The sequence below is a fragment of the Hirschia baltica ATCC 49814 genome (assembly GCF_000023785.1).
Taxonomy (GTDB): Bacteria; Pseudomonadota; Alphaproteobacteria; order Caulobacterales; family Hyphomonadaceae; genus Hirschia; species Hirschia baltica.
Genome location: NC_012982.1, coordinates 3328826 through 3340938, shown reverse-complemented (window position 1 = coordinate 3340938; position 12113 = coordinate 3328826). Strand labels below are relative to the sequence as shown.

Annotated in this window: 8 protein-coding genes; all 8 read left to right on the top strand. The window is 46.0% G+C overall.

The genetic code is table 11. From position 1 onward, the window contains the following. The first annotated feature begins 55 nt into the window (after positions 1–55). The gene (locus tag HBAL_RS15290) at positions 56–463 is read left to right on the top strand and encodes a hypothetical protein (RefSeq protein ID WP_015828859.1); all 408 of its coding nucleotides are present in this window, start codon (positions 56–58) and stop codon (positions 461–463) included. A 44-nt stretch (positions 464–507) separates the two neighbouring features. Then, positions 508–1293: an enoyl-CoA hydratase-related protein gene (locus HBAL_RS15285; protein ID WP_015828858.1), complete on the top strand. Its 786-nt coding sequence runs from the start codon at positions 508–510 to the stop codon at positions 1291–1293. A 150-nt stretch (positions 1294–1443) separates the two neighbouring features. Then, on the top strand, positions 1444–1707 hold the full coding sequence (gene rpsT / locus HBAL_RS15280; protein WP_015828857.1) for a 30S ribosomal protein S20: 264 nt from the start codon (positions 1444–1446) through the stop codon (positions 1705–1707). Positions 1708–2218: 511 nt separating this feature from the next. Next, on the top strand, positions 2219–3721 hold the full coding sequence (gene dnaA / locus HBAL_RS15275) for a chromosomal replication initiator protein DnaA (protein WP_015828856.1): 1503 nt from the start codon (positions 2219–2221) through the stop codon (positions 3719–3721). A 192-nt stretch (positions 3722–3913) separates the two neighbouring features. Further along, positions 3914–5038: a DNA polymerase III subunit beta gene (gene dnaN / locus HBAL_RS15270; RefSeq protein ID WP_015828855.1), complete on the top strand. Its 1125-nt coding sequence runs from the start codon at positions 3914–3916 to the stop codon at positions 5036–5038. Positions 5039–5051: 13 nt separating this feature from the next. Further along, positions 5052–6242: a DNA replication/repair protein RecF gene (gene recF, locus HBAL_RS15265; protein WP_015828854.1), complete on the top strand. Its 1191-nt coding sequence runs from the start codon at positions 5052–5054 to the stop codon at positions 6240–6242. 66 nt (positions 6243–6308) lie between these two features. Further along, on the top strand, positions 6309–8750 hold the full coding sequence (gyrB, locus tag HBAL_RS15260; RefSeq protein WP_015828853.1) for a DNA topoisomerase (ATP-hydrolyzing) subunit B: 2442 nt from the start codon (positions 6309–6311) through the stop codon (positions 8748–8750). A gap of 417 nt (positions 8751–9167) precedes the next feature. After that, on the top strand, positions 9168–12101 hold the full coding sequence (locus tag HBAL_RS15255; protein ID WP_015828852.1) for a TonB-dependent receptor plug domain-containing protein: 2934 nt from the start codon (positions 9168–9170) through the stop codon (positions 12099–12101). Positions 12102–12113 lie beyond the last annotated feature (12 nt).

Here is a 12113-nt window from a genome sequence, read left to right as displayed (position 1 = left end):
GGGTATAGCGCTATTTTGCTATCTTTGGGCAACAAGCTACAAAAGGAAGGGGCTGATGATGTTTCTTTGTGCATCAATATTGCGCCGACACTTTTTATCATTGCTGGGGGCTCTTGTATTTTCGTTGAGTTTTGCTGTACCAGCCAGCGCAGTAGATTTTTTAGAAACAATTCAGGATATTCCTTTGCCAGCTGGTTTTGCCGAGCTGGCGGAACCTGTTGAGTTTGAAACACCTTTTGGGCGCATCGTAGAGGTGTCGGCCGAAGGCAAAGGAACGGTAGATCAGTCACGGTTTTTCTTTGAGGAAACTTTGCCGGCATTCGGTTGGGTTTTAAAAGAGCAACCCTTGGTATTTGAGCGCGGAAATGAGCGCCTTTATATCAGCCTGATCAGCGGTGATGGTATTGTGCGATCTGAGTTTAAGCTTGTCGTACGTCCAGCATCATCGGTTATGAACGACTAATTTGCAGTTTGCCGTCGAGGCGGTACGACGCAAGGAGAATTTTTATGAGCTATGTGCTGATTGAAACGAACGTAGATGAAGCCACAGGTGTTGCCACTATTGTGCTTAATCGGCCAGAGCAGCGTAATGCTCTTTCTAACCAGCTTATGAAAGAAGTCGCCCTTGCGATTGATGATTTCGAAAGCAAAGATACGATTGGTTGTATTGTTATAACTGGTAAGGGCACAAAGGCTTTTGCTGGCGGAGCAGACATTAAAGAGATGGCTGGCCGCGATTATGCGCAAAACTTAAAAGAAAATTTTATTACGTCTCATTGGGAACGCGTTGCGCAATGCCGTAAACCAACAATAGCTGCCGTTATGGGGTATGCATTGGGTGGTGGATGTGAGCTTGCGATGATGTGCGACATTATCGTGGCTGCGAGCAATGCGAAATTTGGACAACCTGAAATAAATCTTGCGCTATTGCCAGGAATTGGTGGGACGCAGCGCCTGACACGGTTTGTTGGTAAGTCGACAGCAATGGATATGTGTCTGACTGGCCGTATGTTGAATGCAGAGGAAGCACTCGCATCTGGATTGGTGGCTAGAGTAGCGCCTACGGATGAGCTTCAGGATTTAGCACAAGAAATGGCTAAGAATATTGCAAGCAAGTCTCGCATGGCTTCAATGTTGGTAAAAGAAGCAGTTAACACAGCATATGAATCGACGCTTTCTCAAGGGATTTCGTTTGAGCGTAAGTCGTTTCATGCGATTTTTGCCTTGGAAGACGCTGACGAAGGCATGGCTGCATTCATTGAAAACCGTCCTGCACGGTGGCATAACAAGTAAAATGGCGTTTGAACTGAAGGAATTTCGAGATTCTGAAGATTCATCGTTGACGAAAATATCTCCTGTTGGTATCTACCCCGCTTCTGAGTGGCCGTCCCATGTGTGAGATAGACTGCTCTAACCTAATTTTATGTTCGGAGACTGCACTATATGGCCAACACTAGTTCCGCCAAAAAGATGGTACGTAAGATCGAGCGGAAGACGGCTGTTAACAAGAATCGCCGTTCACGTATGCGTACTTTTATTCGTCGCGTAGAAGAAGCTATTGCGGGTGGCGATCAAGCTGCTGCACAAGCTGCGCTAAAAGCGGCACAGCCAGAAATCATGCGTGCTGTAGGTAAAGGTATCCTTCACCGCAACACAGGTTCACGTAAAGTGTCTCGTTTATCATCTCGCGTTAAGGCGATGGCATAAACATAAAGCCTTCGGGTTTAAGAATAAGAGGCAGGCTCATGTAGCTTGCCTTTATTTTTGCCCATTATATTGCTATTAGCAATATCCAGAGAATAAAGTGATTGTTTCTGTTGAAATGCGGAGAAATGGTCTTGTCAAAACATGGTAAATGAAGCAGCCGACTCGCAATGGAAGTCATCCGTGTGCTGTGTGTTTTTTTTCGTAAAAAAAGAGTCTTTTTTCGCTTGCGTTTTTCTCATTTTTTCTAGGTCTCTGGAATCACTTGTCTTTTTAAAATTAGTGCTGATTTGACAAAAAAAATGTTTTGGCGGGTGTGACCTAACCTGTGAATATCCGTTGACTAACAGGGTTAATTTTGATGATTATCTCCTCCTCAGAGAAAGTTTCTCCTTGCACTGCAGAAGGACGCCACACACCGCTTGTTCATGGGTGTGAACGAGAGTGGCGTATCTAAAATAACTGTGGGTAAGGAGGGCTATTTATAAAATAAGAATTTGGGGCTGTGGGTAAGATGGACAACCAAACACATAAAGAATCCATGTCGCTATTTGGTGACTTGGACATGCAAGCTGAAATACTTTCCGAAGGAGGACGTGGTCCTGTCATTTGGAGTGAAGTGCGCGCAAAATTGCGTGACTTATATGGTGCGAGTTCATTCGATAAATGGATGGCGTCTTTAGTCTTTGTGGCTGAAGTTGATGGCACTGTGACTTTGTCAACGGAATCAAGAATTGATCGCGAACGTATTGATCGTGATTATATGAGAAACATTACGGGTGTTTGGGCTGCGCTTGACCCTAAATCCCGTCCTGTAAATCTTATGGCAGATGCAGATCTGTGTGAAGATTTGAAAGCTTTAGCGAAAACTAATCGTGCAAATCAGAACAAAAAAGCGGTGTCTGTAAAGGCATCAGCAGAAAACACCAAAGTAGCAGACAAAAAAGAAAGTGTAGATTTTACGCAAGGCGTAGATCTAACACAGACTTTTGACACGCTTGTTGTCGGTGATAGCAATCAGCTTGCAGCAAATATTGCGCGTAAAGTCGCTTCTGGCATTGTTGGTCCTGTTTCTGTCGTGCTTTTTTATGGAGCGCATGGCGTTGGCAAGACGCATTTGTTGCGTGCGATCGAGCATGATTGCGCGGTGCAAACGAAAGCTAAATCAGCTGTATATATGAGTGCAGAAGATTTTATGCTGTCATTTGTTGAGGGTGTCCGTCAAAAAGATACAAGCGCTCAGCGTAATCGCATTAGAAATGCCGATATTGTTCTTTTGGATGATTTGCAGCTTATTACATCTCGTGCCGCGACCTTAAAAGAGTTCTTCCAACATCTTCGCGCGGTAACATCTAATGGTGGAAAAGTGGTTCTATCAGCAGATGCTGCACCGACACGTCTTGAGTGTTTAGATGATCGTATGCGTGACGATATTCAAGGCGGCGTGGTTGTTGAGGTTCATCGTCCTGAAATTGAGATGCGTGCTGAAATTATTCGTTCAAAAATTGCAATTATCAAAGAGGACTTCCCTGAGTTTTCTTTGGAAGATGCATGGATTGATATGATGGCGGAACGTTTAACCGCATCAGGGCGTGCACTTTACGGAGCAGTGCGAAATGTTTTTGCAGGAACTGTACTCGCGAATAAGCCTGTGACTGAAGCAGCTGTTGAAAATGCTATTCGTTTGATTGTTGGTGAGCGTCGCGCACCTAAGATTGATACGATTAAAGATGTTGTCGCAAAATACTATGGCGTGACAAAAGCTGATCTAGATTCTGCATCGCGTCGTCGTAATTTGGCGCAGCCGCGTCAGATTGCGATGTATTTTTGCCGTGAATTGACGACGTGTTCTTACCCGCTCATCGGATTCAATTTTGGGAAACGTGACCACACCACTGTGATATATGCTTGCCGTAAAGTGCAGGAGCGTATCGACCTTGAGAGTGAACTTGGGGATGAAATCGTGAAATTGCAGCGTCAAATTATGGATGACCCGCGCAATCAGCAATTCAATTAGAGTATTTTTTGGGCTGAATTGCATTTTAGGTGCGTATTTTTAAATCTTGACGCATCTAGAGGCTTCCCTCACACAAAAAACTAGATATGGTTTCGGCCCGTCCTTTCAAAGGCGGGCCGCATCCACATGAGTTCGCATATGATCGGAATTCTCTGATTATATAAAAGCCGTATCCAAAGCAGGTGACTGCATATGAAGCTGACAATCGACCGCGGTGCTTTGATGAAAGCACTTTCCCACGTTCAAAATGTTGTGGAGCGCCGCAACACAATTCCTATTTTGTCGAACGTGCTAATTGATGCAGAGGGCACGAGCCTGAGGTTGACTGCGACGGATTTGGATATGGAAGCATCCGATACGACGATCGCGCATATTGAAAAGCCAGGATCTGTGACTGCGCCAGCACAAACTTTGTTTGATGTTGTTCGCAAGCTGCCAGATGGATCGGATATTGGGTTGCTTTTGGACACTGAAACGCGTCGCTTGACGATCACATCTGGTCGCTCGCGTTTTGCGTTGCCGACTTTGCCAGCCGATGATTTTCAAACCATGTCTAAAGAAGAGGCTCCCAATTCTTTTGAGATTCCGGCCGCTGATTTTCGTCGTTTGATTGATAAAACTAAATTTGCAATCTCTACTGAAGAAACACGTTACTATCTGAATGGTGTATATATGCACGGAACAGAAGTTGGTGGCGCTGTGAAATTGCGTACAGTTGCAACCGATGGACACAGATTGGCGTTGGCTGAAGCAGATGCACCTAAAGGCGCTGAAACGCTTCCTGGCATTATTATCCCGCGCAAAGCAATTGCTGAAATTCGTCGTCTTTTAGATGATGCCGCGCAAGATAGTGATGTGAGTGTTTCGACATCTGAGTCCAAAATCGTCGTTAAAGTGGGTGATGCTGTTATCACGTCTAAATTGATTGATGGATCTTTCCCTGATTACTCTCGGGTTATTCCTCAATCCAACAGCAAGATTCTTGTTTTGAAGAATTCTGAGTTTAAAAGCGCTGTTGACCGTGTTGCGACTGTATCCGCTGAACGTTCGCGTTCTGTGAAGCTGACTTTAGAAAACGACAAGCTTGTTCTTCAGGTTTCAAATGCTGAAACAGGGCAGGGTGTTGAAGAGTTAGAAGCGCAATACAGTGATGAACCAATGGAAATTGGTTTCAACGCACGCTATTTGCTTGATGTGACGCAACAGATTGAAGGCGATGAAATTCGCTTTGAGCTAAATGACAGCGCATCTTCTGCGCGTGTGACTGATCTGGCTGATCAGGGTGCGCAATATGTGTTGATGCCATTGCGTGTTTGATTAGAACATACTGATGGTTGATGCCGTGTCAGATATTACCGATGAGGAGGCGTTTGTGTCTCCTCAAGGGCTGACGATACAGCGTCTGGCACTTCATAATTTCAGAAATCATGCTTCCACCGTCCTTGAGATGGATGCCAGACCTGTCTGTTTGTTTGGTGCAAATGGTGCTGGAAAAACAAACTTGCTTGAAGCGGTGTCTATGCTTGGCCCCGGTAAAGGGCTGAGAGCTGCATCTTTGCCTTCTCTTGTGCGCGTAGAGGCGGGGGAGAGTGTGGTTGGTGGTTGGGCTATATCGGCACGTATGGATGATGCGGGGCTGGATAGGCAGATATCTGTTGGTTTGGATGTTTCACCCGATGGGCGCACGAGACGTGTCGCAAAGCTAGATGATGCTCCTGTGAGCCAGACAAACTTAGCCGAACTTGTTCGTGTGGTATGGTTGACCCCGGCTATGGATCGCGTTTTCGCAGGACCAGCCGGCGACAGGCGTAAATTTTACGACCGGCAGGTGCTTGCACATGTCCCCGCGCATGGAAGTGCATCTGCCGCTTATGAGAAGGCCATGCGCGAACGAAATGCTCTTTTTGAGCAGGGGCGTATGGATGCATCTTGGTTGGATGCGCTGGAGGCGCGGTTAGCAGAGGCTGGAGCGGCAATTGCTGTTAATCGGGCAACGGCGCTCAAACGTATTCAGGCTGCAATAGATGCGCGTCCAGAGGGGCATTTCCCTAAGGCTGATTTATCAATTGCAGGTAAGTTTGAAGCAATGGCTTTGCAAGGTGATTCGCAAGCGGCTATTGAGGGGGCAATATCTGATTCGCTGAAGGTGGGTCGGGCGCGTGATTCTGTTGCTGGAAGGACACTTGCAGGTGTTCATCGCAGTGATTTGCAGGTTGTTCACCGTCCAAAACAACTTCCTGCGGCTCAGTGCTCGACAGGAGAGCAAAAAGCGCTCCTTATGGGAATGATACTAGCAAATGCAAAAGCACTTTTAGAGGGCGACTTTGCCCCCAATCCTTTGCTATTGTTAGATGAAGCTGCGGCACACCTTGATTCGGTTAGGCGGGCTGCTTTGTATGACGAATTGGCCGCGCTTGGCGGTCAGGCTTGGCTGACGGGAACAGACGCTGCCTTGTTTGATGCATTTGGTGATCGTGCGCAACGTTTTTGCGTCGAGAATGGCCAAGTGATCAAGGTTTGAACTGAGCGTCTAATTGCGTGCAGCTTTGCTGCGGAATGAATATTGATATGGGCGGAGGTCCTCGACATGACTGAACCAACACAGAACGCCGAATATGGTGCCGGATCGATTAAGGTCCTTAAAGGGCTTGAAGCTGTTCGTAAGCGTCCGGGTATGTATATCGGGGATACAGATGATGGGTCTGGTCTTCACCACATGATTTATGAGGTTGTGGATAATGCTATTGATGAAGCATTAGCTGGCCACGCTGATTATGTGACGGTGACACTTCATCCAGATGGATCTGCGTCAATTTCAGATAATGGTCGCGGTGTACCCGTTGATCTACACCCGACCGAAGGTATATCTGCCGCTGAGGTGATTATGACCCAGCTTCACGCGGGTGGTAAGTTTGACGATAACTCCTATAAAGTTTCTGGTGGATTGCACGGTGTGGGTGTGTCTGTTGTGAACGCTCTTTCTGAGTGGTTGCAATTGTCGATCAACCGTAATGGCAAACGATATTCTATGCGGTTTACGCATGGTGTCTCTGATGCGCCGCTTGAAATTGTTGGCGATGCTCCAATGCGTCCGGATGGCACGCGCCCTGAGACGGGAACAGAAGTGCGTTTCTTGCCATCAACAGACACGTTTACAATGGTGGAGTTTAAGCGGGAAACGCTTGAGCACCGTTTGCGTGAGCTTGCATTCTTGAACTCTGGCGTGAAAATCGTTTTCCGTGACGAGAGACCGGCAGAGCCTATTGAGACTATTCTTGAATATGAAGGCGGTGTTGTCGCATTTGTTGAGCACCTAGATAAATCACGCACGAAAATCTTACCGGAAGCTATTCAAGCGCGCGCTGAAAAAGACGGTATGACCGTTGATGCCGCGCTTCAGTGGAATGATGGATATCATGAGAATGTTCTGTGTTTTACAAATAATATCCCACAACGCGATGGTGGAACGCACCTAGCTGGTTTTCGAGCTGCTTTAACCCGTGTCATCAATAAATATGCGCAGGCGACGGGTGTGGCTAAAAAAGAGAAAGTCGACATTTCTGGTGATGATGCACGTGAGGGGCTGACTTGTGTGTTGTCGGTGAAGGTACCTGACCCGAAATTCTCCTCACAAACGAAAGACAAGCTTGTTTCTTCAGAAGTGCGGCCGATTGTTGATAATCTGATGACAGAGGCGCTTTCTACATGGTTTGAAGAAAACCCGAATGAAGCCAAAATCATCATGCAAAAAATTGTGCAAGCGGCCGCTGCGCGTGAGGCGATGCGTCGTGCGCGTGATTTGGCGCGTCGTAAGACTGCTTTGGATATTACATCCTTGCCGGGTAAGCTTGCTGACTGTCAGGAAAAAGACCCAGCTAAGTCTGAACTCTTCATCGTGGAGGGGGATTCAGCGGGTGGATCTGCAAAGCAGGGGCGTAACCGTGAAAACCAAGCTGTCTTACCTTTGCGTGGTAAGATTTTGAACGTTGAGCGTGCACGATTTGACCGTATGCTTGGGTCTGACCAAGTTGGGACACTTATCACGGCGCTTGGCGCGAGTATTGGTCGTCGTTCTGAAGAAAATCCCAATGAAGGTTTCCAGCCAGATAAGCTGCGTTATCATAAAATCATCATCATGACCGATGCGGATGTTGATGGTGCGCACATCAGGACGCTTTTGCTGACATTCTTCTACCGCCAAATGCCAGAACTCATTGAACGTGGTCATTTATTTATTGCCCAGCCGCCTTTGTATAAAGCAGAGAAAGGGCGGTCATCGCGTTATCTGAAAGATGATGCTGAGATGGATGCGTTCTTGATTGAAGAGGGGACATCCGGCGAGACGCTCATCTTGAGCACGGGTGAACAAATTGGTGGTGAGGATTTGCGTGAGCGTGTACGCGATGCCGCTGCATTTAAGCATACCTTATCAAGATTGGCACTTCGCGCGCCAGCCTTCATTCTTGAGCAAGCAGCTATCGCTGGCGCTATGGCTGAAGGTGCTGGAGATGCTGAGGCTAAATTGACGGCTGAACGTCTGAACATCCTTGCAGAAGAAGGTGAGAATACGTGGACAGCCAAATTTGAAAACGGTGGTTTGGTGCTTGAGCGTGAAGTGCGTAATGTCATGGAGCGCGCTGCATTGGATGCGACTTTACTGGCATTACCTGATGCAAAAAGACTTTCTGAGCGCGGGAAAGAAATGTCTTCTATATTCCGTGAATCCGGAAGACTTCGTCACGAGAAAGGTGGCGAAGTAGAAGTATTTGGCCCATTATCGCTTTTGAGCGCAGTATTGAAGTCGGGTGCTAAGGGTATTAAAATACAACGCTATAAAGGATTGGGGGAAATGAACCCCGATCAATTATGGGAAACAACACTCGATAGGAATGCGCGTTCTCTGCTTCAGGTTCGGGTTGAGCATGCTGATACAGCGGATGAAATGTTTACCAAACTAATGGGAGATGTGGTTGAGCCACGTCGTGAGTTTATCCAAGAAAATGCTCTAGAGGCTGAGGTGGACGTTTAGTTCAAGGGGTGTTGCTGCATTGTAGTGTGGCAACATTTGCACTTTGATGTATTTTTGAATATATTTTTGCACAAAAAGTGTTATTTTGCCCAAGGTAATTGGTTAAAGCCTACCCCGATTTGGCATATTGCCTGATTTGTAGCAAATTCAGTGTGCACAATATACAGTCACCTATCGGCTGGAATTGAGCAAAATTTGTTGCGTTACGGTGTAAACAAGGCCTGATTGTTGCAATTTTGTCTCATGCTGGGTGGAAAGGCCGTTATTTTGGCGTTGTTTCATCTAAATCAATTGACGATTTTGTGACAGTAGACTTGTTTAGTATGCAAGTTCGCGGGCCAGAGGTTTCAAATTGATTGGGCAAAATCATTATGGAAGGGCTCCGAACTGTTGTAATTCTCTAATTCGGGGGTCCGAATGAATATTAAGAACTTGAAGAGCAGCCTGGTTCGTACGACAATTTTGGCTGGTTTTGCGGGTCTAGTTGCTACTCCAGCTGTACTAGCTCAAGATGTCGTTGACGAAGCTGCAGAAGCTGGCGTGCAAGACACGATCGTCGTAACTGGTTCGCGTATTGCTAAGCAAGACTTCGTGTCCAACAGTCCTGTTGCTACGATTGGTGCTGAGCAATTTGACCTTACCGCGACAGTCAACACAGAAAGCTTGTTGAACACTCTTCCACAAGCTGTTCCTGGTTTTGACCGTTCATCAAACAACCCAGGTGGTGGTTATGCGACTGTGGACCTTCGTGGTCTTGGTTCAAACCGTTCATTGGTTCTAATCAATGGTAAGCGTGTTGTTCCAACAACAAGTACTGGTGTTGTTGACTTGAACACAATTCCTGCTGCTTTGATTGAGCAGGTTGAGGTTGTAACTGGTGGTGCTTCAGCTGTTTATGGTTCTGATGCGGTTGCTGGTGTTGTTAACTTTGTAATGAAAACTGACTTCGAAGGTATCGAAGTTGGTGCATCTGCTGAAATGACTGAAGAAGGTGATGCTGGAATTCAGACATTGTCTTTGACAGCAGGTACTGGTTTTGACGATGGCCGTGGTCACATTGTGACATCAATGAGCTACACAAACCGTGAGTCTCTTTTCCAAGGTGATCGTGACTTTGCACAGTTTGCAGCTTGGGATGATGGTGAAGGTGGATTTGTAAACGGTGGTTCTTCATACGTGCCACAAGGTTCAATCTTCGCAGACTTTTCTGACTCAGGTTTCCCAGGTGGAGTTTACTTCACTGAAGATGGTGGTCTTGCACCTTTCCGTACTGCACTAGACGGTTCTGGAAACGATTATTACAACTACGCACCTGTCAACTATATTCAACTTCCACAAGAACGTTTCACAGCTTATTCTGCTCTAGAATATGAAGTGAATGAGCATGCAACAGTTTATGGTAGTTTCAACTTTGCTTACAACAATGTTCCTCAACAACTTGCTGCTACGCCGGCATACCTTGGTGCGGAAATCTCTGTTGATGGTAACCCATTTTTGACAACTGAAGCTCAAGAAGCACTTTCTTTGGCTTTTGGTTATGACCGTGACGATGATGGAAATATCACAACTCCAAAAGATTCAGTTGTGGATACTGATGGAGACGGAATTTTTGATACTGTTAAAACGAACCTTCTTCGTCGCCGCATGCTGGAAGTTGGTGAGCGGTATTCAGATGATAAATTCTACTCAGCTCAGTTCCAAGTTGGTTTAAAAGGTGACATTAACGACAGTGTTTCCTATGATATCTTCCTTCAAGATGGTCGTGTTCTAAACTCAACATCTCAAATTGGTAACGTAAATCTTGACCGTTGGCAGAGTGCTCTTCTTCTGGCTGATGCAGATGGTGACGGTAATGTCGATGTTGGAGCTGATGGTCAGCCAACATGTGCTGATACATCTGATGGATGTGCGCCGATGAACCTATATGGTTTGGGCAACATTTCACCTGAAGCAGCTTCTTATGTTGCTACACGTGTAAACGCCGATGCGAACTACAACCAAACATTGTTCTCTGCGAACGTAACTGGTTCCAACATGGGTGCGCTTGCGCTTCCAGGTGGACCAATTGGTTGGTCTGTTGGTGCTGAATACCGTGAAGAAGAATTTAAATTCGATCCTTCACAAGACTTGGCAACTGGATCTATCTCTGGTTTCAATGGCGCGCCTCCTATCGAAGGTGGCTTTGATGTTTATGATTTCTATGGTGAGGTTTACTTACCATTTATTTCAGACATGCCGTTTGCTGAAATTGTAGCAATGGAACTTGCTTACCGTACATCAGACTACTCAACGAGTGGTAAAGTAGATTCCTACAAAATCTCTGGTGAGTGGGCTCCTGTTGAAGATTTCCGTTTCCGCGCATCTTTCAACACAGCTGTTCGTGCACCTAACATCTATGAATTGTTCGCCCCAGCGGGTGAAGGTTTCCCAGGTGCAAGTGACCCTTGTTCTTCGGATAACCCAAATGCAGCTTCTATCTCTGCATTATGTCAAGCAACAGGTGTTCCTGCAAACCAAGTTGGTTCAACTCTGATCCAACCGGCTTCAGGTCAGGTGCGCTCACTTTCTGGTGGTAATCCAGACTTGAAACCAGAAGAAGCTGAAACATTGACTGTAGGTTTTGTTTACGAGCCGTCCTTCATTGAAGGTCTTACAGTTTCTGTTGACTACTTCGACATTCAGATTGAAGACTCTATCGCTGCATTTGGTGGTGGAGCAAACAACATCATCAACACATGTTATAATGATGCAACTAAAGGTGGTTTGGGTTCAGTTTACTGTAATTCAATCGTACGTTATGAAGATGGTCTGATCGACTATGTTCTTGAACTCGCTGAGAACGTTGCGTCTGAGTCACTGAATGGTTTCGATATTCAAGCAAACTATGGTTTCGACATGCCGGGTACTTGGGGTGACATGAACCTTGCTTACCTTGGTACTGTGACACAAGAAGCTTCAACGCTTCCTGAGCCAGGTGGTACTGAAATCGAATGTGCAGGAGCTTTTGGTCTAACTTGTGGAAACCCACTTCCAGAATACAAGCACCGTTTCACTGCAACATGGGCAATTGATGCATTCACAACACAACTAATGTGGCGTCACATTGGTAGTGTTGAAGATGATGATGACACATCAGACTACTCTGTTGAAAAAATCGATGCATACAACTACTTCGATATTTCTACTTCTTGGTCAGTTAACGACTATCTGACTTTGACAGGTGGTATTGATAACTTGCTTGCTCAAGAGCCAGAGTACATTGGTGACAACCAAGAACAAGCAAACACTTACCCTGCAGTTTATGATGTGTACGGACGTACATTCTTCCTATCTGCAAAAGCTAGATTCTAAATTTAGAACTTA